Annotated in this window: 20 protein-coding genes and 1 pseudogene; 10 read left to right on the forward strand and 11 right to left on the reverse strand. The window is 62.3% G+C overall.

The annotated features are described in order from the left end of the window. Positions 1–616 (reverse strand): hypothetical protein (locus tag HRF45_12730; GenBank protein MEP0767388.1); only part of this gene is annotated, 616 nt, incomplete at its 3' end. Between the two features lie 321 nt (positions 617–937). On the opposite strand from HRF45_12730, the gene HRF45_12735 reads away from it, so the two are divergent. Continuing rightward, the gene (locus tag HRF45_12735; GenBank protein MEP0767389.1) at positions 938–1,162 is read left to right on the forward strand and encodes a hypothetical protein; all 225 of its coding nucleotides are present in this window, start codon (positions 938–940) and stop codon (positions 1,160–1,162) included. A gap of 571 nt (positions 1,163–1,733) precedes the next feature. Here the strand turns inward: HRF45_12735 and HRF45_12740 are convergent. The 4 genes and pseudogenes from HRF45_12740 to HRF45_12755 all read right to left on the reverse strand — a co-directional run bounded on the left by HRF45_12740 (position 1,734) and on the right by HRF45_12755 (position 4,761). Next, positions 1,734–3,008: a hypothetical protein gene (locus tag HRF45_12740; GenBank protein ID MEP0767390.1), complete on the reverse strand. Its 1,275-nt coding sequence runs from the start codon at positions 3,006–3,008 to the stop codon at positions 1,734–1,736. Further along, positions 3,008–3,664: a lysophospholipid acyltransferase family protein gene (locus tag HRF45_12745; GenBank protein ID MEP0767391.1), complete on the reverse strand. Its 657-nt coding sequence runs from the start codon at positions 3,662–3,664 to the stop codon at positions 3,008–3,010. Before HRF45_12745 ends, HRF45_12740 begins: the two co-directional genes overlap by 1 nt. 186 nt (positions 3,665–3,850) lie before the next feature. Beyond that, positions 3,851–4,381: a hypothetical protein gene (locus tag HRF45_12750; protein ID MEP0767392.1), complete on the reverse strand. Its 531-nt coding sequence runs from the start codon at positions 4,379–4,381 to the stop codon at positions 3,851–3,853. A gap of 94 nt (positions 4,382–4,475) precedes the next feature. Continuing rightward, positions 4,476–4,761: pseudogene (locus HRF45_12755) on the reverse strand (type II secretion system protein). A 250-nt stretch (positions 4,762–5,011) separates the two neighbouring features. On the opposite strand from HRF45_12755, the gene HRF45_12760 reads away from it, so the two are divergent. From HRF45_12760 to HRF45_12770, 3 genes are all read left to right on the forward strand, one after another. Continuing rightward, the gene (locus HRF45_12760) at positions 5,012–6,337 is read left to right on the forward strand and encodes an OFA family MFS transporter (protein MEP0767393.1); all 1,326 of its coding nucleotides are present in this window, start codon (positions 5,012–5,014) and stop codon (positions 6,335–6,337) included. Positions 6,338–6,458: 121 nt separating this feature from the next. Further along, positions 6,459–6,983, forward strand: coding sequence for a hypothetical protein (locus HRF45_12765; GenBank protein MEP0767394.1), 525 nt, complete (start codon positions 6,459–6,461; stop codon positions 6,981–6,983). 77 nt (positions 6,984–7,060) lie between these two features. Next, positions 7,061–8,413: a hypothetical protein gene (locus tag HRF45_12770; GenBank protein MEP0767395.1), complete on the forward strand. Its 1,353-nt coding sequence runs from the start codon at positions 7,061–7,063 to the stop codon at positions 8,411–8,413. Between the two features lie 6 nt (positions 8,414–8,419). Here the strand turns inward: HRF45_12770 and HRF45_12775 are convergent, their stop codons facing one another. Both HRF45_12775 and HRF45_12780 read right to left on the reverse strand, forming a co-directional pair. Continuing rightward, positions 8,420–10,744, reverse strand: coding sequence for a glycoside hydrolase family 127 protein (locus tag HRF45_12775; GenBank protein MEP0767396.1), 2,325 nt, complete (start codon positions 10,742–10,744; stop codon positions 8,420–8,422). Positions 10,745–10,820: 76 nt separating this feature from the next. Beyond that, entirely contained in the window at positions 10,821–12,962 is a 2,142-nt protein-coding gene (locus HRF45_12780; protein MEP0767397.1) for a discoidin domain-containing protein, read from the reverse strand. 203 nt (positions 12,963–13,165) lie between these two features. Between HRF45_12780 and HRF45_12785 the strand changes: the two genes are divergently transcribed. Both HRF45_12785 and HRF45_12790 read left to right on the forward strand, forming a co-directional pair. Next, positions 13,166–15,637, forward strand: coding sequence for a DUF2961 domain-containing protein (locus HRF45_12785; GenBank protein ID MEP0767398.1), 2,472 nt, complete (start codon positions 13,166–13,168; stop codon positions 15,635–15,637). Between the two features lie 112 nt (positions 15,638–15,749). After that, positions 15,750–17,153 (forward strand): MATE family efflux transporter, encoded by a 1,404-nt coding sequence (locus tag HRF45_12790; GenBank protein ID MEP0767399.1) that lies wholly within the window; start codon positions 15,750–15,752, stop codon positions 17,151–17,153. A 189-nt stretch (positions 17,154–17,342) separates the two neighbouring features. Here the strand turns inward: HRF45_12790 and HRF45_12795 are convergent, their stop codons facing one another. Then, positions 17,343–18,035, reverse strand: coding sequence for a dipeptidase (locus HRF45_12795; protein MEP0767400.1), 693 nt, complete (start codon positions 18,033–18,035; stop codon positions 17,343–17,345). A gap of 66 nt (positions 18,036–18,101) precedes the next feature. Between HRF45_12795 and HRF45_12800 the strand changes: the two genes are divergently transcribed. Beyond that, a complete protein-coding gene (locus tag HRF45_12800) occupies positions 18,102–19,100 on the forward strand; it encodes a glycosyltransferase (GenBank protein ID MEP0767401.1) in 999 nt (332 codons plus the stop codon). A 51-nt stretch (positions 19,101–19,151) separates the two neighbouring features. On the opposite strand, the gene thrS is transcribed toward HRF45_12800, so the two are convergent. The 3 genes from thrS to HRF45_12815 all read right to left on the reverse strand — a co-directional run bounded on the left by thrS (position 19,152) and on the right by HRF45_12815 (position 21,869). Then, complete coding sequence (gene thrS / locus HRF45_12805) at positions 19,152–20,915, reverse strand: threonine--tRNA ligase (protein ID MEP0767402.1); 1,764 nt, start codon at positions 20,913–20,915, stop codon at positions 19,152–19,154. A gap of 134 nt (positions 20,916–21,049) precedes the next feature. Next, positions 21,050–21,241, reverse strand: a complete 192-nt coding sequence (locus HRF45_12810; GenBank protein ID MEP0767403.1) for a twin-arginine translocase TatA/TatE family subunit — start codon at positions 21,239–21,241, stop codon at positions 21,050–21,052. A gap of 103 nt (positions 21,242–21,344) precedes the next feature. Then, entirely contained in the window at positions 21,345–21,869 is a 525-nt protein-coding gene (locus HRF45_12815; GenBank protein MEP0767404.1) for a hypothetical protein, read from the reverse strand. Positions 21,870–21,948: 79 nt separating this feature from the next. On the opposite strand from HRF45_12815, the gene HRF45_12820 reads away from it, so the two are divergent. From HRF45_12820 to HRF45_12830, 3 genes are all read left to right on the forward strand, one after another. Continuing rightward, positions 21,949–23,313 carry an L-seryl-tRNA(Sec) selenium transferase gene (locus tag HRF45_12820; GenBank protein ID MEP0767405.1) on the forward strand — a complete coding sequence of 455 codons (1,365 nt, stop codon included), beginning with the start codon at positions 21,949–21,951 and terminating at the stop codon, positions 23,311–23,313. Positions 23,314–23,561: 248 nt separating this feature from the next. Continuing rightward, on the forward strand, positions 23,562–24,053 hold the full coding sequence (locus tag HRF45_12825; GenBank protein MEP0767406.1) for a hypothetical protein: 492 nt from the start codon (positions 23,562–23,564) through the stop codon (positions 24,051–24,053). Positions 24,054–24,055: 2 nt separating this feature from the next. After that, complete coding sequence (locus HRF45_12830) at positions 24,056–24,787, forward strand: esterase family protein (GenBank protein ID MEP0767407.1); 732 nt, start codon at positions 24,056–24,058, stop codon at positions 24,785–24,787. Positions 24,788–24,947 lie beyond the last annotated feature (160 nt).

Here is a 24,947-nt window from a genome sequence, read left to right on the forward strand (position 1 = left end):
CACAAGCATAGAACACGTCCGGCTGCTTCGGACTGTTTGCTACGTCCCAGAAGTGGCCGTTCTCAAGCTTCTGCCAGTATCGCCCGCCATCGAGCGAACGGAACAGCCCATAGGATGTCGCTGCGATCAGAAGCCCTGGCACCTTGGGGCTGGCAACCAACTTCGCGAAAACCGCGCCGGCAAAGACTTCCTCCGCCAGCAGTTCCCACGTCCTCCCCGAGTCGGTGGACCGGAGCAGCCCTGCGCCGAAGTAGCTGTCGAACGAACCGTGCGACTCGCCCGTGCCTGCGTAGATGACCGCGGGGTTGAACGGATCGAGGCAGATGGACCCGAAGGACAACGACGCCTCGAAATCCGCCATGGGACGCCACGACTCGCCCCCGTCGGTGGTTAGCCACACACCTCCGTGCGACGCACCGATGTAGATGCGCTTGGTGTTCGTCGGGTCTATTGCGATGCTGCTAACCCTACCGGAGTTCCGAGAGCCGCCCCAGCCTTCGACAATCGGCGCGGGTCCGATAGGCTCCCAAGCGGGGCTATTCCCGGAGGCATCCACCCACAGCGGCACGTTGCGGGCGTCCAGCCACGCCGAGGTGCGGCCCGCGGCGGGGAGCACCCCGTCTCGCTCGCACGCATGGCAAGGAATTCAGAGGTGGGCTTGGCCTTGGGGCGGAGCGGTTCACGGACGCCGGCTGGGTGCTGTGCAATCAGGGGAAGCGTGGACAGAAGCAAGGCGAGCACGAGCGATCCGCGGGCAATCATGAACTGCGGGTACGACGCCTGCCGGCGAAGTCCTGTCTGTCCAGACACCCTGATGGGCCGATGTGGTAGTTTTTCGGGTGATCTTCCCCGTACTTCTCCCGGATGTTTCCCCAGAACCTTCGCCAAGTGTATAATAATATATAGAAGTAGCAACGATGCTTCTCTGGAGGGACAGATGGGCGACACGAAAACCCTGGCCGATGGGCTAACGGCGAGGGAGAACGCCATTCTCAAGGAACTGGCAGGCGGTGCCACGCACGGCGAAGTGGCTGGCGACAGGGGTATCAGCCAAGAGGAACTGGAAATCGCAATCCTGGGCATCCTGTCGAAGTTGGAGGACGCGGCGATGGAATGCGTTCTCAGCGAGGAGCCTGAAGCCAGGACACTCCAGACGGCCTAGTCCGACGACCTGTTGGCGCAACGGGTTGAACCGGCGAGACGCCGAATGCCACGTAGCCGAAGCGACGCCGCTGCGCCACCGGATAAGACCAATCCCGCCTGAGGCTCGGAGACGGCCACCACCCTGTTGTCAGTGACATCCACCTAGTGCCAGTGCAGTCGTGCATCCGCGTTGCTGACCACGAGTGGAGATCGGAGATCGCGAGCGGCGATGGATCAATCTAGAACCCCGCCCTCGGAGCCTGGTTGAACCTTGAACCGAAACGGCTCGCGATCGTAGTTCCATGACCAAACCTGTCACCGGAGATTCCGAGGAGAGCGCAGCACCCCCCTGTTAGCCACGAGCGGACAGAAAGTGTCACCGACATCATCCAGTGTGCACAGGAGCGCACCCGCGTTCGAAGTGCCTTTGGTTAATTTCAGGAACCACAAGCGCGCCTGATATCCTGCCATTGCAGCGGTTCCGATCAACAGGGCAATAGCTACCGTGGCTACACGGGAGTGGTGAGAGCATCACAGATGCTTCCTCTGCAGTGCCGTTGTTGATTCTGTCGCGGGTCATACCGGTTGGCCTATCCCTCACCACTCGCAGTAGTGAGGAGATGGGTCAGCTCGGAGGCGATGCGCTCGGAAGCGCCCTGATTGGCAGCGATAAGACGCTGTGCTTCATCCGAGATGGACCGCAGCCGATCGGGAGAGTGGAGCAGGGAGAGCATTCCTTCAGCCAGCTCCTCAGACGTGCTCACCCGGAAGCCGACGCCGGTGCGGAGTGCCAGCTCCGCTATATCGCGGAAGTTGTGCATCGCGGGGCCGAAAAACACTGGTTTGCCGTAAGCGAGCGGCTGAAAGATGTTCTGCCCGCCGAAGCCGCCGAAGCCACCACCCACGACCGCCACGTCCGCACACGCATACGCCTTCGCCAGCTCGCCGAAGGTGTCCAGCAGCAAGCAGTCCGCACCCTTCTCCGAGTGTGACCTTCGCGCAGCCCGCAACCCTCTCTCGGACAGGACGTCCAGCACCTCGGACACCCGCTCCACATGCCGCGGAGCGAGTACGAAGTAGAGGTCCGGCAGCTCGGTTCTCACCCGCAGCAGCGCGTTTAGCACGAGTGTCTCTTCTTCCTGGCTTCGTGTGCTGCCCACCACCACGCACGGCACGTCCCGGGGCACCCCGAACTCCTCGCGAGCCGCTGTACCCTCCACCCGCTCGGCCATGGCTTGGTCGAACTTCGTGTTGCCCGCGTTCCTAACTCGGGCAGGATCGGCTCCCAAGGCGATGATGCGCTCACAATCTGTTTGAGATTGCATCAGACAAAGGTGCACGTAGCGTAGCAGGTGGCGGTAGAAGAAGCGGAATCGTCTCGCCCGTGCGTAGCTGCGGTCCGACAGCCGCCCGTTAGCGATCAGCACCTTCGCCCTCACTACGTCTGCGGCCCATAGGAAGTTCAGCCACAACTCCGTCTCCATGATGACGACAGCCTTCGGCCTCGCGCGAATCATCGCGTTCAGACAGAAGCTGGCCACGTCCATCGGGAAGTACACGAGGTGGTCGTACAGGTCGCGCGCACCGTCCCTCGCCGTCTGCTGGCCGCTAGACGTGGTGGTGCTGAGCAGAATCTCATAGCCCGGCAGTCGCTTCCGAATCTCACGCAGCACGGGGATGGCGGCGTGAACCTCTCCCACGCTGACGGCGTGCACCCAGATGCGGTCGGGGCCTGGCTCCACGCGCAGCCTCCCCATCCGCTCCGACCAACGCACCGGCTCTGCACGGCGGCGCGATCGCATCCAGGCCCACGGCAGCCAAAGCCACGCAGTGAGGCTCACCAACAGGTTATAGAGAAGGAACACTATCCTCTCACCAGTTCTTCGGCCCGGGCCTCGAGCCTGCTGATCTCCCCTCCCAAGCGCTCACAAAGGGATTCCGTCTCTTCGGGGCTCAGGTCTTGGGGCACCATAAGCGGCTCGCCGATGACGATGGCTGCGCGGGCGAAGGGGAGCGGAACGAGATAGCGGTCCCACGTGGGCAGAAGCTTTCGCGGGTAGGCGCTGATGCCGACGGGAATGAGGGGCCTGCCGGATCGTTGTGCAATGAACAGGCTGCCTTCGCCGAATACGTGCGAGGGACCACGCGGACCGTCCGGCGTGAGTGCGAGATGTCCGCCCTCGCGTACCCTCTTGGCGGCCTCCAGGGCTGCCCGCACGCCCCCGCGCCCGGTGGAACCGCGCACGGTGCGGAAGCCGAAGAGGTTGAAGATGCGGTTCTGAATCTCGCCGTCGCGAGAGAGAGAGATGATGGCCCACCAGCCACGTTTGGCAAAGTAGTTTGCTGGGACGAAGGTGCGCCCGTGCCACGTGACCAACACGCTGCCCCCATCGCTCTCAACGGCACGGAGCCTTTCCAGTCCTTCCACTCTATAGCGCAGGGTGAGGCCCACTGGCCGCGCCACCGCCCACACGAGGGTGCCGAGAATGCGCGGACGGGCTGCAGCCCACACGGTGCTCATCGGGGACGATTCTGACCCATCGAGCCTGGTGGGCGCCTATCCGCACCACAATCGCTGAATAGGGAGATTGGAAGAGGCAGTGGACAAGCGCGAACGGACCAGGTGATTCTGGGTGCATCGGTCATGGCTCCTGCGGTGCTGAAGGCAAGCGATGGCACAGACCTTCGTGACCCATGGCCTGCCCAGCTATTGGCTCTGTTGGCCTGCTTTCTTCGGCAAACTATCAGGTCGGGACACACCTTTGCGCCGAAGGACCAGATCGGTCATATCGTCGCCTGGGTCGGAGAGCACGACGCGTCTCGGGGCGTTCAGAATGCGTACCTCGTACCCTGCGTCACTGCTATACACTCGTGGCGTCTTGATTGGCTTCCCGCTGTGGCGGTGCTCCGTATCGATCCGACACACTGAACTGCACCGAGTCTCCTTGTCATTCAGTACGAGCACCACTGCCCCATTCCGCCTTTTCAGGCGCCATAGTCCTACAGTCTCCATCATGTACTCGGTGTGACCTTCAAGAGTAGTAGTTAGCTCGAACCGGTAGAACCCGTCCGCATCGAACCGAAGCACGCCTTTTGCGGGTCTGCCGTCCCAGACCGTCTCAACAGTCCAGTGGCCGATAATGTCGTCTGCTCGAGGTATAGGCTCGGTCGAGCTCTTGCCGACGCCGGTGCACCCGGCAAGCACGCCGACGACGAGTGCAGCAAACAGAAGTTTCATGAGCCTCACCATCCCACCTCCTGATGCCAGGCATTGTACTGGTTCTAAGCAGTGATTCCGCTTCTCTCAGCACTACGGATGTCTGGAAGTATCATCAGAGGTTGTTCGGGTCATAGATGCGCGCCACATCGACGTCCAAGTCGCCCCAAGCCTGCCGCCGCAGGTTGTCGTAGTGCACCGGGAAGGTGTCCGCCTGGTCACCCGTGTACACGAGGAAGGCGTGATCGAGCTGCTTCACGTTATTGATGCAGGCGGTGCGCTCGGCCGACTTTCGCGCCCGGGCGAAGGTCGGGAAGAGGCTGGCCGGCCAGGACGGCGATGATCGCCACCACCACCAGCAACTCGATCAGCGTGAAGCCTCTTCTGCCGCACTTCTCCACGGGGGCGTTGTATCGCGCGCTATCCGATAGGGACCCTATTCGCGAGAAAAGGTACAATGGTTTCTGGTTTGGACTGTCGAGCCTGTGAGACTGAGGAATCTCGCGCACTCCCTTCCTCGCCTTACCCAAGGGTGAGGGAGAGGGTCAAGGTTTCCGGCGCCGCCCCCAGGCGTCGCTGCACAAGCCTCCAGCCGGTCGCCCGACCGACCTCGCTCGGCACACAACTTCTACCCAAAGGTGATAACCCCGCATGAACGTCGCCACCCTCGAACGAAATCGTTGGCTCGTCGTCATCGGCGCGCTGCTCATACAGCTCGCCCTCGGCGCCATCTATGCCTGGTCGGTTTTCACGCCTGCCCTCACCAAGGAGGGAGGTGATTTCGGCTTTACGGCAACGCAGACGCAGTGGATCTTCTCACTCGGCCTGGCCACCTTCGCCGTGTTCACCATCATCGGCGGCCGCCTCCAGGCCAAGCTCGGGCCGCGGCCCATCGCGGCGCTGGGGGGCTTGTGCCTCGGGCTGGGCTACGTGCTGGCTGGGCTGATCGGACAGACCTTCATGGCTCAACTCCTGCTTATTGGGTTGTTGGGCGGAATGGGCATCGGTTTCGCTTACGTCTGCCCCATCGCCGTCGGAATCAAGTGGTATCCGGACAAGAAGGGCCTCATCACGGGCCTCGCGGTTGCCGGGTTCGGTTTCGGCGCCACGTTGTGGGTGCTGCTCGCGGGCGACTGGGGACACCTGCTGGAGACGATGGGTGTGCTGAAGGTGTTCCTCGTCTATGGTATCGCCTTTTTCGTACTAGTGCAGCTCGGCTCATTAGTCATGGTCAACCCGAGGCCGGATTGGACACCTGCAGGTTGGACCCCGGCCCAAGCCAGCGCTGCAGCCAACGCGCGCGAGTTCACCTCTACCGCCATGCTCAAGACCGGTCAGTTCTATGGGCTGTGGCTTAGTTACGTGGCTGGCGCGCTCGCGGGCCTGATGGTGATTGGCATTATCAAGCTGTTCGGGGCGGACGCCCTTCAGGCCAAAGGCAGTATGACGGCCGAGCAGGCCGCGGCAGCGGCGACGCTCGCTGCCGGGGTATTCCTTCCGCTAGGCAATGGGATCGGCCGACTGGTTTGGGGGGGCATATCGGATCGGATTGGTCGCAAGAACTCGCTGGTTCTGGCCGCCATCATTCAAGCAGTCGTTATGTTCGCGTTCTTCTTCGTGGGTGGAGTGCCGGTACTGTTGTTCATCGCCACCGCCATTGTAGGCTTCAACTTCGGAGGCAACTTGGCGCTGTTCCCGGTGATGACCGCGGACTTCTTCGGGCCCAAGAGCGTCGGGCAAAACTACGGTTGGATGTTCACCGCCTACGGCGTGGGTGGCATCGTCGGCCCCATCATGGCGGGCATGTTCAAGGATGCGGGCAAGGCCGCGGCGGAGGCGGGCGGTGTCCAAGCCGCTGCGAATGCCTGGCTCCCTGCCTTCCTGATCTCAGGGGCTCTGTGCGTTCTCGCTGCGGTGATTCTGTTCGCGCTAAGGCCGCCGAAGGTGCAGGAAGAAGTGCTGCAGAAGGCGGCGTAAACCCACACCGAGCGGAAAGGTTCATCGTCGGCGCGCGAGTACGGAAGACCGGCCTCGGGCGCCGATGGTGTATCATGCCCCATCCCCGCCGAGCGGCGGAAAGCGAACACGAGGGGGAACCATGTCACGCCTAACGAGACTTTGGAGCGCCGTCGGCCTTCTGACGATTGCCGCCTTGGCGGGCGCTCAGACGGGTGAGGTCGAGAGGGTGAAACCAGAAGTAGAGCGAGACAGCGTGATGCGCGAGATCGGTCGGCTCGTCGGGGGTTCGTGGGTAACGGATGCCAAGGACGACGGTGGCAAACCGATCGCCACACTTCGCTACGAATGGAGCGCGGACAAGAAGCTTCTGCTCGGCAAGGGCACCATCATGGGCGCAGCGGTAGACGTCCGAGTCGGCTGGGACCCCGCCGCGAAGAAGGTCTACTACTTGGACTCGCACGGGCCAGAGACCGTGTTCTTCGGCTACTTCACTCTCGAAGAGGGCAAGCTTGTCGCTCGGTTCAAGATGCTGGTGGGTGGCAGCGGGGAATTCGAGGCGCGAGGGTCGTTCACCGACGATGACACTTACGAGAACACGATGTCTCAGATAGTGGACGGCAGACCCGGAGCATCCAGAAGCATCGCTCTCCACCGCGTGAAGTAGCTCATGCGGGCTCGGTCACGACGAGTCTAGGCCGCGGCGGCCCCGCGTACACCCTTGCGCGGTATGCTTAGGGTCCCGTGGAATCGCTTGCACGCTACCTGACCCCCGAAGAGGCCGCCGATCTGCTCCGTGAGCAGTGTCGTGAGCTAGGTGCCGACGAAGTGGCGGTCGTGAAGAACCTCGATTTCGTTGCCGCACCCTTCGAATTCTACCCCCTCGCACCAAGGAACCCAGGGCCGCTGGAGCGCGTCGCGGCCTTCGCCGTGGACATGGACGGCACCTCGACCACCACCGAGCCGCTGGCGCTGCACGCACTGGAGTACATGGTGCGACGCGTCACCGGGCGGATGAGCAAGGACCAATGGTCGGGCCTAGATCCAGTCAGGGATCACCCGTTCGTTATCGGCAACAGCAACTTCCGCCATACTGAGTTTCTTCTCACCCGCTATCGCGATTGGGTGAAGCGCGAGTTGGTGGCCGAGGCTTTCATCGAGAGCGCGCTATGGACTCTAAGCAACATGGAGGACCGGCGCCGTCGCGAGGACGTCTTGCTGAACGCTACCAACTGCGGGCTGGGCGCAATGTTGGAAGATGACAACTTTCGAGCCGCCACGTCGGAGCCAGGCCTAGAGGGAGAACGGCTTGCCCAAGAGTGTCGGACCATGACGACTCGTTTTGCGACGCTATTCCGGCCTGCCACCTTCTCGGCGGAGGTGAGCGCCTCGCTGGACGTGTACTACACCCGATACCACACCATATTGCAGGCGGTGGAGCGGGGCGAGGGAGAGCGGCTTTCCCACGAGCTGCTCGGCGAGGGCGGGCGTCGGCTAATCGAGCCGATGCCGGGCTACGGCGTGTTCCTAGCCCTGATCAAGGGGCTGTTGGGTGAAGAGGCGGGGCGGCTGGCTCCGGTGCTCGGCGGTGAAGATGCGGAGACCGAGATTGTTGCCGCGCTCGGATGTCGCTTTGCGAAGGCGCCCGCCAAGATCGCGTTGGTCACGGCTTCCATCTCCTACGAGGCCCATGCGGTGGTGCAAGAGGTGTTCCGGGTGATGGCCGAGGAGGCACGCCAGTGGGACGTCTCGCCCGAGACGCAGGAACGAGCGGTGAGGGCATTCTCGGACCACCGCGCGTTCTACGATGGATTCGTCACCGCCTCCGACTCGAGCGAGGCGCGCTTGAAGCCACACCGGGACCTGTTCAGCATTGCTCTCTACCAGATGGGCCTGCGCAAAGACGAGTATCGCTACTGCATCGGCCTGGAGGACACCGAGCCGGGCATCATCGCTTTGAGAGCGGCAGGCGTGGGCTGTGCCGTCGCCCTTCCTAACCACGATACGGGCCGACAGGATTACCGCGCCGCAGCACACGTCCTCCACGGCGGCCTCCCCGAGCTCATCCTGCGTCACAACCTACTGCTAGCCGATTGAGTCCGGTCAGTCCTTAGGACGTAGAAGTGCGCAGCGGAAGATGCCGCCGGCGGTGTTGTCGGGTTTGGCCTGAAACTTGATTGTCACCTTGTCACGACCCTGCAGGAGCTCGGGCGGAATGGGGTACTCCACGTCGTAGAACTTCCCGGGAGCCTGACGGCCGAGCGAAGGACTCGCTATCACCTTGTCTTCCACTAGGATGTCGAAGCGCCGGTTGCCTCCCTCTCCACCCCAGTACGTGCAGAGCAAAACGAGGTCCGTGCGGCCCTTTGTCTGCAGCGAGTACGAGAACCACGAATCGGTATGACGCCACACCTTGCCATGATAGGTGCCACTAGCAGTTCGCTCTCCTTGCAGGCCGTGTGCACGCTCGGACTCGTCGTTGCCTATCAACACCTCGTCTACTACTCGCGCATCGAGCGCCTTCGACTCGGCCTCGCGATCCAGTATCTCCTGGTACTGAGGGCTACCCTTCTGTACCACTCGCCAATAGATGCCGTAGGGCTCCTCGACCACCTTGTAGAATGGCCGGAAACGGATGCTATGTTCTTGTCCCACCGTCTCGTACTCCAATGGCGCGCCCTGGGCAGGCCGAAGCCACTCAGAAGGCTTGGTGGGGTCTGCCAGGAAGTATCCGTCGAACGACACAGGTGGGGCAAAGCCGTGCATGTTGCCGCTGTTCTGCGAGGGTTTCTCGGGCAACGTCTCCTTCAGCACCCCCGCTAGCACGATGGGACCGTACAAGACTGCTACCATATTGGCATCGTCGGGAAGCGGCATCGTGCGAAGGGTCATCGGCATCACCGCTTCGATCGTATCACCGTCCGACCACACCCGTCGCAGATTTGCGTACCCCTCGGAGATGGCATCCGCTCCTACCGAATCGCCGTTCACCTTGACCACATATCCATGCGTACACCAGAGCGGCACGCGTATCCGCACCGTGAACTCGGTGGGTCTCTCGCAATGGATGGTCAGCTTCGTGCTCGGCTCGTCTGGGAAGACAGTGTGTTGCTCCAGGCGAACACCTTTCTGCCTCCACTCGACGACGGAGGGTATGAACAGGCTCACCGTGATACCATCGTTATCGTAGTAGTAGATGCCCTCTGCGGTCTTGGCCCAGTTCTCCACACCCGTGCCGTAACAGCACCAGAACGCGCTGTCCGCCGTGCCGAAGAGCCGCCTGTATCCGGTGGCCATCGGCACGTAGTACATGAGCTGTCCCGTACCAGGCTGCTGCGTGCCCAGGATTCCGTTGAAGAAGGCTCGCTCGTAGAACTCCGCATACTTCGGCTCGGCGGTCCAGCGGTACAGGTATCTGGTCAGACGCAACATGTTATAGGTCTTGCACGTCTCGTGGTTGTGATGGGCAAATGTGCCTGCGAGCTTGTATGGTTCTGGCCACGCCTCACCTTCGGTACTGCCTCCCGTCGCGTAGGATCTCGCCTCGGCTACTTGCTTCCAGAAGTATGTAGCAGCAGTGCGATACCGCTCGTCCCCCGTGAGCTCGTAGTGCCTGGCAGCACCGATGACGATTGGGATGTGCGTGTTACCATGCAGTCCGCTCAGGTTGTCATGCTCCAGCGCGAGGGGCCCGAGAAAGGCTGCCTTGTCGAACCGATGTGCGAGCTTTAGGTGCTTCGGGTCTTTCGTCACGGAGTACAGGTCGTGCAACACCTCGGACATGCCGCCGTACTCCACGTTCAGGATGCGATCCCAGTGAGCATCGGAGATGCGATCCGACCGCCGCTCGAAGTAGCCCGCCATGCCCTTCAGCACTTCCAACGCTTGCGTGTTGCCGCACAGCCGATACATGTCGTACATGCCTGCCATGATCTTGTGGATCACGTAGAAGGGCGCCCAAGGCGGCCTCTCCAATCCTTCGAGACGATCCCAGAAGCTCTCGGGAAACGCAGACAGGTAGCCGTTGCCATGAGCCGCTTGGCACTTCGCCATCTCGGTCACCATGAAGTCTCCGCGCTGCTTGCACTGCTCATCGCCCAGCGCGGCGTAGAGCATAGCGCAGGCTGACAGGTAGTGGCCGACGAAGTGTCCTCGTACCTCGATCTCCGGAGCCTCCCATCCGGCATACGGTCTGCCCGGCGCAGGCAGGCCCGCCGTGGTACGGAAGTTGAATAGTAGGCTATCGGGGTTGAGGGAGAGGATGTACTTGCGGTTCGTCTCGACCGCGGATTTGCACGGACCGTCCAGCAGACGGACGTCTTTCAGATCGAATTCGTGGAGATTCATGGGAACGACCTCCTTGTCGGCGGCGCTGGCGAGCGCCCCCGCGGCCAGTGCGAGGCCAGCAATCAGAAGCGAGGGGAGCATCGGCGATACCTCCGACGTGAGGATACCGCGCCACCCCATGCGTGGGCAACCGCGATGGTCAACACGGATGCCCGGCTCACGTGCCCATCGAGAACTGCAGCAGCACTATCTGAAGGTCGTTCAGATCCACGACGCCGTCGCCGTTGGCGTCCGCCGGGTGTCCAGCGCCGCTAGCCCCGAACGCTAACAGCACGGCATTGAGATCCAGCATATCCACGATGCCGTCCCCGTTCAGGTCGCCTTCGGGGTAGGCCGTCATCTCATAGAACTCGGCTTCCTGCAATCGGACCCAGTTCTGGTAGACGTCACTCACGATCCGAAAGTACCTGCCTCGCACCGGCGCGAACGTGTACCATACCTGATCCACCATGCCGCTCAGCCGTTGCACCTCGTAGTCGGCCATGCCGCGCGTCTCGTCCCAATACTCCTCCAGCGGGATCACCTTCTGCTCACCCACAAACGCGCCGGTCATGGATGCTTCCAGATGGAATGCCGAGTACCAGTCATGCCAGTTGGTAGCCCAAGGGAACACCTTTACGCGTGCGATCCAGCGTGGTTGTTCTAGGTCTACCTTCCACCATTGGCCCGCCGATGGGGGCGACGGCGCCCACGAGCGAGCGGGGTCTGCCTTGTCTCCATCGTTGCCGTAATATGCCTGCGAGGAGTTGCTGCTTGCAGTGGCAGGCTTGTTCAGCGCGACATTGACCGTACCGATGCGCGCGCGGCCGAACGTGGGGATGAGTCGAGTGTAGAAGGGGTACTCCGCACTCGCCGTGTTGCCAGACCAATAGGCGATGTTCGGCTGATACGTCTCGAACCACCGCACGTCCTCTTGCCCGTTCTTGGAGAACTTGAGGAGCATCGTGCTGTTGATACCCACTACATGAACGCGGGCGAACGGATTGTTCTTTAGCGTGTGTCCCGTAGCGGTCGTGCGGCTCGTCGTAGAGCGATTCGGCATGAGAAACCTGCCGCTCGAATCGGTCGTGACCGTGAACACCGGCGTGTTGCTGATTCGCTCGTTCGTGGAGCTCTTCTGGTATGCAGATACCTGCACGCCTGCCATCGGTGCGCCATTCACGTCGTACACCACTCCGTAGTTCATATCTGGGATGTCCCAGAGGTACTCGCCGTAGAACCCACGCCGATAGTGCAGGTTCCGGTTCAGGAATCCCGCCGACCGAGAGTCGAGATAGGTCCCATCATAGCCCGGCAGCACGTAGCCTCCTCCCATCAATCCTCCGCGATGGAAGTAGTGCTGTGTGTTGACCAAGCTGCCGTCCGCCCATGTCACCAGGTTGGACGTTCGATCCAAGTTCAGGCGATACTCGTCGATCACCCCGAGCTGGTGCATCAGTTCGTGGATCAGGCCCCAGTCGATCGTCGTCGCGAAGGTGTCTACGTACTGTTGCCACTCCGTCTGCTTCTGGGCCAGGGTGCCCGCCGCGGACACGAACTGCCAGCGTCCGTCGTTCAGGTAGATGTGCGGGTCCGCTGCCATGATGGACTGCCAGTTGTTCAGGTTGTTAGGATCGAAGGGCATCACATTGATCTCTTCGATGCGAACACGCTCCAGCACACCATTCGGGGCGACGCCGGGGTACACCGACCGCGCGAACATGTCACGCAGCGCGTCGAACTGCCAGCGTATCCAGTCGTCGAATCCCTTCGTGCCGAAGCCGTTGACTTTGAGCGCGAAGCGCTCGTACAGCCCCTGTTCCACCCAAATGCTGTAGCTCAGCGCATTGGCGTGATCGGTATACGTGTTGTTCTGCCGGTAGACGTCGGCGATGAGGAGGTTTGGGTCTACTACGATGGTCACGGTGTGGTCGTCCAGGTTCGTGGGCCATGTCCACTGCAGACTAACCGTGACCGTCTGTCCCGGACTCACCACTCCCGAATACGTCTGCAGTGACCCCTGGGCTTGCCCGTCGATCAGCCATCGGTACTCGAACCCGCTGACGGCTTGATCGCCGTGATTGCGCACGTGAGCAGTGAACGTGACAGTCTCACCAGGGTTAGGCCAGTGCTGATCGAGATTGGGGTCTTGTCCGCCGTGGGTCGGTGCGAGATACGGCAGCCCCTGTCCGTCGTACTGCACGTTGTAGCGCCAATAGAGCGGGCTGCGGCTGATGCACCGAACGCCGAGGTCTATGCTCGACAAGGCAGCGCCGAATGCGGCAGTGGCGGCGAGGACTCCGAAAAACCGATAGATCATGGCCTGTTTCCTTTCAGTTCTCGCACAGACGGCCCGGTCCGCCTCTCAAAGGGTCTGACGCGAGCACGGCGCCCTCGTAACTGGGAACCTCTCAGAAGACTTCCCGGTTCCACGAACGCACCCGTACAGGAACGAAGGCATGCTGGGTGGAACCCCCGAGTCTATCTGGCTGGACATCGTCCGGCCCTGGGGAGGTTCGAAGCATGGCGACCGGCATTCTGGCTCTGTGCGCGCTCCTGACGCTCATCGCGGACGATGGCCGATCGAGAGCCCCCATCGGCCTCGACGCGCTTGCGGATATCGGGCATCTCTCGCTCCTGCGGGATTTTCGGTGTCTCCAACACTCCAGCTACGACCGCACCGGCGGCAACGATGATGGCTTCTCGGGTCGGTACACGCACCTGCGCCGCGCCGAGAATGGTGACTACGTGATCTTCGACGCCGAGGGGCCGGGATGCATCTATCGCATTTGGAGTGCCATGCCGCCCGAGGGCAAAGTGAAGTTCTACTTCGACGACTCCACTACGCCCGCCATCGAGTGCGACTTCCGTGCGATGTTCGAAGGCAAGGTACCGCCTTTCGCACCACCCATTACAGGCAAGTCGAGCGGAGGGTGGTACAGCTACCTACCCATGCAGTTCGCGAAACGATGCGTGATTGCTACCGAGCAGCAGACGGGGTTCCTCGCAATCGCCTACCATAAGTACGATCCAGGCACGCCAGTCACCACTTTCTCCCCCAGCAAGCCCGACGGCAAGACTGCTACCCTCGCCGAGGTGCAGGCGAAGCTGTCCGACCTAGCAGCAGTCGAGCGAGGGGTGGCGTCACCGGACCTGAAGCGCATCAAGCTGCCGTCCGGTAGAATCACTCAGTTGGCCGACCTGCGCGGACCGGCTACGTTGCGTGTGCTCCGAATGAAGGTGTACAGCGATCAGGAGGACGCCTTGCGCAGGGTGGTAGTTCGCATTTATTGGGACGGCGCTGCGACCCCTGCCGTCGAAGCCCCTCTCGGCGATCTGGTAGGTACGGGCTATGGGGACGTGCGACCGGGCTGGAATCCTGGCTCTCACATAACGCCGATGCGCTATGCCAGCGTGCCGTTCGGCATGACCGACGAATACTGCTACATCCGCTTCCCTATGCCCTTCCGCCGAAGCGCGCGCATCACGGTGGAGAGCGGCCTCGGCGAGGACGTCGAACTCGGGTGGCAAGCCGTGGTGGAGCGTGGGCAGGTGATGTCCGACCAAGCCTACTTCCATGCGCAGTGGAAGGAGCACTACACGGTGGAAGGACAACACGTACCGCTGTTAGAGACTTCCGGACGCGGTCACTACGTTGGAACGGTGCTAAGCATGCAAAGCCCCTGGTGGCTCACCTACCTCGAGGGTGACGAGAAGTTCTACGTGGACGGCGAGGTGCGACCCAGCATCCACGGAACGGGAACCGAGGACTACTTCAACTGCGGATGGTACTACAACCAGGGCCCGGTAGTGAAACCCTATCACGGCATCACCGTCATCGGTGACCCACAGGCGCGCACGAGCCAGTACAGGATGCATATACCGGACCTGGTGCCGTTCCAGCGCAGCCTGAAGGTAGAGATCGAGCACGGCGAGTCGAACAACAAGCCGGACACCTACTATGCGATCGTCGCCTACTGGTACCAAGATACACCGGAACACGAGCGCACCTACCGCCTGCCGTCGGCCACGGCACTCCGCTTCCCCGGGACCGTACTCACCGACTACGAGAACCTGACCAACTTCAACCAGCTCGCAGCATCGTTGGACGTCGAGGCCGGGCTGCAGGCAGGGGGTGGGGATGCGCGCTTCGTGCCCCTGCAGCAGCTTGCGGAAGGCTACCACGGGCCCGAGAGATTCCTACTCACCTCTCGCGTGCCGGGGGGATACCTCCGCTGGGACATCGGCACGGAGATCGAGGACCGATACATCATCGAGATCATGGCGATGCGCAGACCGGACTTCGGAGTAGTAGAGCTATACGTGGACGGTGTGGGCACGGGGCAGACATTCGACCTCTACGGGGAGCGCTTCTTCCACGATATGCACCTACGTTCGGAGCCGGTCAGTCTGCAACCGGGACCTCACGTGCTGGAGCTGCGAGTGGTGGGTCAGAACGAGAAGAGCAGTGGTTGTGGGATGGGCTTAGGTGCCTACCGGGTTCAGAGCGCCGGTACCTTCCCCAAGCAGTGGAACCTGATAGGTGGCTTTCCGACCGGACCGGACTTCGGCTACAGCACGGACTTCGGTCCGGAGTCGAAGGTAGATCTGACTGCTACCCACCAGGCCGGTGATCAGCGAATCGGCTGGCGCATCCAGGATGCGAATGGGCCCTTGTGGCTCCACGAGATCGTGAAGCCGAATTCGCGCAGTGTGGCCTACTTGCACACTTACGTCATCAGTCCGGACGAGCGGGATGCCACGGCCTTGCTTAGTGTGGACGACGCGGGCAAGTTGTGGGTCAACGGCGAGATGGTCTGGGCCGTGCCGGGAGTGAATCACATGCTGCCGGACAAGTACGCCGTGCCCATTCGGCTAAAGAAAGGGACGAACGAGGTGCTGATCAAAGCGGGGCAAGGTGACGGCGCATGGGGCGTGGCGTTTCGTATAGCCGACCCCAAGGGCGACCTCCTGTACACCCCGACACGGCCCTAAGAGGCGAGACGGCACCACCCTGCGACTGCCCGCAAAGGGGCCCGGTTGGCGCGGGCGCCTGCCCGGCCGACCGGTGGTCTGAGGGAAGCCGTGGTACTATTCGCATTGTCCGATGGCCACCACCGCCTCCACGCTAGAGGATCGGGCGAACCTGCCGAGCCGCACCGAGCCCCTGGTCCTGTCGCATCGGCCGCTCTCCTCCATGGTCTGGGAGCTGGCCTGGCCGGTCATTGTGCTGAACTTGGTGCAGACGGTCAACACCTTCGTGGACCGGAAGTTCATCAGCGCGCTCGGAACGGACGCTCTCGCGGGTAGTGGCGTGGGAATGATGATCGTGTTCATCATGATGTCGCTGGCCTTCGCGCTGGGCAGCGCCACCACGGCACTCGTGGCGAGGTTCTACGGCGCATCCGACGTGCCGACCGCGAAACAGGCGATGAACCAGTGCGTCCGGCTGGCGATCATACTCGGATTGGTCGTGTCCGTTGCAGGTTTTCTCCTGCTCGATTGGCTGATCGCCGTGATGATGGGTAGCGTAGGCACGGGGGCACAGGTTGCTGCCCGCCAGTACCTCATTCCCACGCTGTTCGCGATACCCGGTGTCTTCATTGGGAACGTGCTCGCAGGATCGCTGCGCGCGATTGGCGACACGCGCTCCCCTATGTATGTGATGTCCGCCATGGTGCTGATCCACATCGCTGTCTCGTGGGTGCTGATCTTCGGTCACCTCGGAGCTCCGAAGCTCGGTTTGCCGGGTGCCTCCATCGGTCTGGCGGTGTCAATCTGGGCAGCGCTGTTCTTGTACCTTCCCATCTTGCGGCGCAGGGTGCTAGGTGGTCTTCACCCGGGACTGATTCCCGAGTGGGGATGGACGGTTCGCATCGCACGCCTCGCCTATCCCACCGCGATTCAGACCAGTGCGCGCACGCTCGGTATGTCGGTGTTCACGGGCATTCTGGCGCGCACGCCACAGGCGGAAGCCGCGCTCGCCACGCTGAATATCGGCATGGTCATCGAGGGCATCGCCTTCATGCCGGGCTTCGGCTATGCGATGGCCGCCGCCGCGCTCGTCGGGCAGTCGTTGGGGGCGAAAGTCCCCGAGAAGGGCGAGCGGCTGGCGTGGATCGCCGGGGCGCAGGCTTGTGGGATTATGACCTTTATGGCGCTCCCCATGTACATCTTTGCCGAGCCCTTCGCGCGCATCTTCACCAACGACCCTGCCGTGCTTCAGTGCACGGTCAGTTACCTGAAGATTGCCGCCATCTCGCAGCCTCCGCTCGCGTTCCTGATGGTGATGATGATGGCACTACAAGGGGCCGGTGACACGCTGCGCGCGATGATGGTTGCTATTCTCGCGATGTGGGTGTTCCGAGTGCCGATGACTTACGTGTGGGTGCTCCCCTTGCAGGGTGGAGCCGATGCCGCGTGGTGGTCCATGACCATCGCTACGTTCCTCGGTGCCTTCGTTGCGATGTACGTCTTCCACCGAGGCAAGTGGAAGCACGTGAAAGTGTAACCCACCACATCTCCATTCTATTATCCCTCGCCAATCGCAGAGTGTGGGTCACTAGGAGCTTACTTCCTCTAGGGCGGAGGGGGGGTCAAGTTCAGATTGCCGCGCGAGGGGTTCGGAATGCTTCCTACCGAAGGCTCGTCTCTCGTCACTGGCCCACTCCCGCCCTCGGATGGAGTGTGCGCCGATCACCTACCTTCCTTGACGCAGCGCCTCCTCCTCCGCCGCTCGCCAATACTCTTCGGGCAGTTCGATGAAGCCGTAGTAGCAGACCGGCGAGCCGATGCGCACCGCCCACGCCGCGTCCCCGAAGGAGTAGTGCCAGAACTCCTGTAGGCAGTTACTGAATCCCGCTTGTAGCATCGTCTCCACCAGCAGCATTCGGTTGCGCTTCGCTTCCGGCGTCAACCCGCGCACGTGCGTTGGCGCCCCCTCCCACTTCCCCTCGAACGGTGACGCGAGGTCCATCTCGTTGCCGCCCTCGTCATACAGTCTCACGTCCACCGCGCCACCGGTGCAATGTCCGGGCGGCGCCTTCCGGTCATAGGGATGGAAAAAGCGGTTCGTCATCCGCTTCAAAGTCGCGTGGGGCCATTCCGGGTGGGCCGCCCGAATCTCCTCCATGTAGCGGTCGTATCCCCGCTTCTGCCTCTGCAAGGGTCGCCAGGCCTCTGTCACGCCGAGTCGAAGCCCCGACGGTAGGGAAGCGGCTGCGGAGGCGAGCATCTGCGCCACCCGCTCTCGGGCCCAAGGGATTGTGGTCGAGCGGGGAATCAGCACCTCGGGGCACGCGGTGCGCAGGTCAACCAGCGGCTCGCCGCATTCGACCAGTCTCACGCGATCCAGCGCAGCCAGCGGTTCTCGCCCCCCATGCAGTCCTGTCATCTGTCGTTGTTTACCCTACCCGCGCCTGCCGACGAGGAAAGTGGGTACCTTCCGGACGTGCCCACCTTGTCCGTCATCCTGCCCGTGCGCAATGGCGCCGCGACCCTGAAGGACGCGGTCGAGAGCATCCTGGCACAGAGCTTTGCGGATTTCGAGCTTTTGATCGTGGACGATGGCAGCACCGACGGGTCTCGCGATATTGCCAGTGACTTCATGAGGCAGGATGACCGCGTCGCAGCAATATCCAACGACGGCTCAGGCCTCGTGGATGCGCTCAACACCGGTCTGCGGCGTTCGTGGTGCCCCTATGTAGCCAGGATGGATGCGGACGATGTCAGCCTGCCGGATCGGCTCGCGCTCCAACTCGATCTGCTGTGCTCCGATCCCGACCTCGGCATCGTGGGATGCAAAGTGGAGAGACTCGGGCATAACGATGCGCCGGGCATGGACCGGTACGTGCAATGGCTCAACTCGTTGATAGACCCCGGAGAGATACGGGCCAAGAGGTACGTGGAGAGTCCCATCGCCCACCCGACCGCGCTCGGAAGGCGTGAGGCCTTTGCACCCCTCTACCGCGACATGGGCTGGCCGGAAGACTACGACCTGTGGCTGCGCGTGCTGCGCGCCGGTTACGAGATGATCAAGGTGCCCGAAGTGCTGCTGCACTGGCGGGACGAGCCGAGCCGTCTCAGCCGAACCGATCCCCGCTATTCGCCCGAGCGCTTCCGCGATTGCAAACTGGAACACATGGTCCCGGACCTCCGGCTGCAGGACCGGCCCATCTATCTGTGGGGGCTCGGGCGTTCGGGCAAGCCGTGGCTGAGTCTACTGGTAGAACGGAAGATGGCTCCGACCCTGGCCGCCGATCTGCACCCGAGGCGCATCGGCACGGAAGTGCACGGCGTTCCCGTGGTGCATCCCGAGGAGTTCGTACGCCGTATCCGGCCAGCCGGTGGGGGCATCATCCTGGTCGCGGTGGCCGAGCCGGATGCGGCGCAGGAGGTCGAGATCCTGCTGCGGGATAGCGAGTACGTCGAGTGCCGCGACTACATCCACATCGCGTAGATCCGCTGCGAGTCTCAACCTCCCCCTCCCCTTCCGAGATGTTCGGACATCTTATTCCGTCGGAAGCTCCGAGCGCATGCGGGTGATCAGATCGTCCAATGACATCGGCCCGAGATCGCCTTGCCCTCGGGCTCGCACGGAGACCGCGCCCGAAGCCACCTCCTTGTCACCACACACCAGCGTGTAAGGGTTCTTCTGCTTCTCCGAGTCGCGTATCTTGTGTCCGACAGTCTCGCGGCGGTCATCCAACGTCACTCGAAAGCCCTCGGCGGCCAGGCGATCACGCACCGAAGCGCCGTATTCGGTGTGGCGGTCCGCGATAGGCACCACCACTGCCTGCACGGGAGCCAGCCACAGCGGGAACGCACCGGCGTACAGCTCGATCAGATACGCCATCATGCGTTCGAAAGAACCGATCGGCGCACGGTGGAAGACGACGGGCCTGTGCTCCTTGCCATCCTCACCGATGTAGTGCATGTCGAAGGTTTCCGGCGCTAACAGGTCTAGCTGGATGGTAGACGCGGTCTCTTCACGACCCAAAGCGTCCTGAAGCTCCACGTCAATCTTCGGTCCATAGAATGCAGCCTCACCTGTCACTGCCATGTAGTCGCGGCCCATCTCGTCCATGGCACGTCTCAGTTCGGATTCCGCCATTTCCCACTTCTCGAGATCGCCGTGATACTTCTCTTTGTCGTTCAGGTCCGGCAGCGAGAGACGATACCAGTACATGTCGTCGGGAATCTGAAGGCGGCGATACACCTCTTCCAGCATCAGTACGTGGTGCTTCACCTCGTCCCCGATTTGGTCTGGCCGAACGAAGCAGTGCGCATCGTTGATCGTGAAGCAGCGCACGCGCATCATGCCGGACAGCACGCCGGACCGTTCATAGCGATACACGGTGCCTGGTTCGCCGATGCGCAGGGGCAACTCGCGATACGACCTCACCTCGGACTTGTAGATCATGTAGTGGTGCGGGCAGTTCATAGGACGCAGCACGAACTCCTCGCCGTCCAGGTCCATGAGGGGATACATGCTCTGCTTGTAATGTGCGAGATGACCCGACTGCCGGTAGAGGGAGGCTTTGGCGAGCGCGGGTGTCAGTACATGCCAATATCCGTGGCGCTCTTCGACGCCATAGATATACTCTTCGAGGAGCTTGCGGATCACCGCGCCTTTCGGTAGCAGCATCGGAAGGCCACTACCGACCTCGGGCGAGACCATGAATATGCCGAGTTCTTTGCCTAGTCGCTTATGGTCCCGTAGCTTGGCATCTTCCACGCGCTTCAGATATGCATCCAGTTCTTCCTGGGTGAACCATGCGGTGCCATAAATGCGTGTCAGCATCTTATTGCGCTCGCTGCCCTTCCAGTAGGCACCGGCGATGCTCAGCAGTTTGAAGTGCTGGATGGCATTGGTATTCTCGACGTGAGGACCGCGGCAGAGGTCTACGAAGTCACCCTGCTTGTAGAAGCTGATCGTGTCGCCTTCCGGGATGTCGGCGAGCAGCTCCAGCTTGTAGGGGTCGTCCGGGTGGTGTTCCTCGATGTACTTGCGTGCCTCATTGCGCGGCAGCTCGAAGCGCTCGATGGGCTGCGTGGCATCCGCCAATTCATGCATCCGCTGCTCGATCTTGGGGAGGTCATCCTCCGTGAGCGGACGCGGGAGGTCGAAATCGTAGTAGAACCCGTTTTCGATGGGCGGGCCGATACCGAGCTTGGTGCCCGGAAAGAGTTGGGTGACGGCCTGGGCCATGAGGTGGGCGGCGGAGTGCCGGAGCCTGAAGACGGGCTGTTCGGAGTACGGCTGCTTGAGCATGAGGACCTCCCATACCAAGGGACTTAGGATTGGCGGCGATTATACCGGCCCGGTCCCACAGCAAGTATCGGCAGGCTGAAGCGCTTGGGCCCTCCCCCGGCAGGCCCGAAGCCATTCGGGACACAGAGCGGAAGCTACTGGGGGGTTTTCGTCTCTTCCGGCTCCTCGTCCACGGTCTCCCGTACGACCCTCTGGGACTCGCGAATGCCCTTCTGCAATTCGCCGACGGCCTGCCCGACCGAGCGAGCCAGCTCGGGAATGCGCTTGGCGCCAAAGAGTACGAGGATGAGGATGCCACCGACGACGAGTTCGGGCGTTCCGATCATGATAGAGCCTCCGGCCGCCACAGCCGGTCGAGCCAGTGTGCGCGGACACACCCATTATACGTCTTTCGCGCCTCTTTTGCGTTGCCTGCAGGTTCCGCTCTTGTCATCGTGAGGTGTGGATGGGCCGAAATCGCACTTTTCCGTCGGCAGAAGCAGCGTTATTGCCGGGGCCAGCCTTCGTACGGTGGCGACCTTCCGGTGGCAGGGTGGTGACGGGGTCGGAGGCGTTTCGCGCCAGGTTGGCCGAGTCGTATAGAAGGAAGGTGCGGCTTGGCTCGGCAACGCGCGACAGTGGCCGCGCGGCGATCTCGGAGTTCAGCGCGTAGCCGTACCTGTCTCGCTCGGAGCCGAACTTCGGGCACCGCAGGTCCCGGCTAGCGGAAAGACTGGGCCGGAGCGCGTCCATCCACACGCCGGCGGGAGGCAGGTAGCCGGAGTGATCTTCGGCATACGCCAAGGCGGCTTGCGAGAGGCGGCGGAGGTGCGATAGGCACTGATCGGTGCTGCGCTCGGCCCACTGCAGACTCAGTTTGGGGAAAGCGATAGCGAGGAGCGCGCCAGAAAGAACCAGCAGCACCCCGAACGCCAGCAACACCCAAACGATGACGCGCGCCCTACGGCGAACCACATGACAATTATGCGAAAGCCCGGTCAGTCGGGTCAACCGACGCTCGGATGTCGCAGGTCGGGTGGGGCATAATGACAGTGTGAGCGAGAATCCGAGGCGCAGGCTGCCTTCCGTAGACCGTTTGCTCGGGCGACCCGAGTTGGCACCCTACTTCGTGCTCGGACGCGTCTTACTGCGCGATTGCGTGCGCGAGGTGCTGGACGAAGCAAGGCAGTCCGGGGATGCGCCCGATGCGGAGGAACTCGCACACCGTGTGGCAACGAGGGCGGTAGGTGCCAGAGCAGTTCGGCTGCGATACGCCATCAACGCGACCGGAGTGGTGCTTCACACGGGTCTCGGACGGGCGAGGCTTAGCGAGAAGGCGGAGGCCGCCCTGCACGACGTGGCGAAGGGCCACAGCGTGCTGGAGATTGACGAAGAAACCGGTAGGCGAGGCTCGCGTGTAAAGAACCTGCGCACCCTGTTGCAGCGCCTGACGGGTGCCGAGGACGCACACGTCGTCAATAACAATGCAGCCGCGGTGATGCTGTGCGTGAACACCCTGGCCGCGGGTCGCGAGGCGATCCTGTCGCGTGGGCAGAGCGTGGAGATCGGCGGGTCGTTCCGGATGCCGGACGTGATTACCGCCGCGGGTGCAAAGTTAGTGGAGGTCGGCACAACCAATCGAACGAGGCTTGCGGACTACGAGAAAGCCATTGGACCGAGTACCGGCTGCATCGTGCGCTGTCACCCGAGCAACTTCCGCATCGTGGGATTCACGGAGGAGCCGTCTGCCGAAGCGCTGGCTGCGCTGGGACGGAAGCGCGGAGTGCCGGTGTTGGACGACGTAGGCAGCGGATGCCTGGTGGAGATGGAGAGAGCCGGGCTGCCGCACGAGCCGACGCTATCGGAGGCGGTTCGGGCCGGTGCGGACCTAATCACGGCTAGTGGCGACAAGCTGCTCGGTGGCCCGCAGGCCGGGATCATCTTGGGTCGGGCCGAGTTCGTGCGGGCTGCAGCGACGAACCCTATCGCGCGCGCGGTGCGGTGCGACAAGCTGACGCTCGCAGCGCTGGAAGCGACGCTTCGCGAGTATCTCGATCCGGACGGCGTATGGAGCACTATTCCTACCCTCCGTTACATCTCGCGGACCGAGAAGGAGGTGGGCCGGCTTGCCGAGAGGCTGGCGGCGGAGTTAGGACCAGACCGCTGCGAGGTGTGCGGCGGAGTGTCCGAGATCGGCGGTGGGTCAATGCCGGGTCGCCAGTTGCCGACACGAGTTGTCAGGGTCCGCGCGCCGCAACGCGCCGAGGAGCTGACCCGGGCGCTGCGCATGGCCAATCCACCCGTGTACGGACGAATCGCCGAGGACGCAGTTTGTCTGGACCTGCGGACGGTGGATGAAGACGAAGTTCCCGTGGTGGCAAGGGCGGTTCTGTCCGCATTCGTATCGGTGTGGGAGTAGGCCATGCCGCACTTTCCGACTACCCCGCTCTGTCTGATACGATGGCCAGGGGACGCCCTTACCGTCATGTTGAGCCTGTCGAAGCATGCGACCGCGAGCCGCGTGGAAGCCTGTCAAAGTGATAGGTTGGCAGTCTTGCCCGTCATGCTGAGTCTGTCGAAGCATGGCGGCTCCGAGACTCACATCTCTCACCCGCACGGTTGCTCGGATGTCAGAGACCGACAGAACGTACATTGGAGCCGCACGCGATGAAGGTGAAGGTACTGACCGGCCTCGGCCTGATCCTCGTCCTGCTGCTACTGCGGTTAGTGCTCTCGGCGTTCGGACCTGCACCCAGCGACGTGGATCAGATACAGGCGCTGATCGAAGAAGCGCGCATCGGTGCCGAATCGGGCGAGCCCAACCGCATCACCGACTCGATTGCGGAGAACGCCGTGGTGCAAGGCATGACACGTCGCGAGCTGGTACGCTTGATGCGCACCAGCCTACGACAGGCCGAGAACATCCGTGTCACCCTCTCGAGACCGTCCGTGCGCGTGGAGGGCGAAAAGGCCACTGCGCAGATTGACAAGGCGAGCGTGTCCTATACGTGGAACGGGATGGACACGAGCTTCGGACTGGCCGGCTTGACATTGCACCTAGAGCGGCAGAAGGTTCGGAAGTGGCTGGTGTTCACCGAAAACCGTTGGCAGATCGTGCGTGCCACTGCATCGGGAGCACCCACTATAGGAGGGTTCTAGGCATGGCACTCGCGCACGTGCGCTTCTTCAGCCAGTCACTGGAGAAGGCTTCGGAGATGGTAGTACTACTGCCGGAGGGCGAACAGCTAGGCCCGTATCCCGTGTGGTACGTGCTGCACGGCCTGAGCGACGACTGCACGGCGTGGAGTCGGTACACCACCATTCAGCGCGCAGTGGAGGCGCTCCCGCTGGTGGTGGTCATGCCGGACGGTGGGCGGGGATACTACACCGACAACGCGGAAGGACCGGCATGGGAATCGCACTTCTTTCGAGACGTGGTGCCGTTCGTCGAGCGCAGCTTCTCCGTGAAAACGCAGGGAGTATGCCGCGTCATCTCGGGGCATTCGATGGGTGGATACGGTGCGATCAAGTTCGCCCTGAGACGGCCGGAGATGTTCGCAGCAGCAGTAGGGCACTCTGGAGCCTATCTCGCACCGTTCGAGCGGACGGACCCGGAGGGGTTGCGCATCTTCGGTCGCACTCCAGAGGGCGGTCCGGACGACCTGCTATCGCTTGCCGCCTCCGCTAGCGGTTCGGAACTCCCGGCGCTTCGGATGGATTGCGGGACCGACGACTATCTGCTCCAGCACTCGCGCGCACTGCATCATAGGATGACTGAGCGAGGGATCGGACACGACTACCACGAGTTCGCCGGCGCACACACGTGGGACTATTGGCAGCAGCGCCTACCGCAGACGGTGGCATTCATCGCTCGTACCCTAGGAGTGCTCTAGGAGACAGCCGGGAAGATACCTCTACACTTTCACCCGTCATGCTGAGCCTGTCGAAGCTAACGTCATGCTGAGCCTGTCGAAGCATGACATCACCCACCGCATGTTCGCGCTTCCACATGCTGCGCTCGCGGCTTACGGACGCATGCTTCGACAGGCTCAG

Source organism: Fimbriimonadia bacterium, from assembly GCA_039961735.1.
In the GTDB taxonomy this organism is placed as follows: domain Bacteria; phylum Armatimonadota; class Fimbriimonadia; order Fimbriimonadales; family JABRVX01; genus JABRVX01.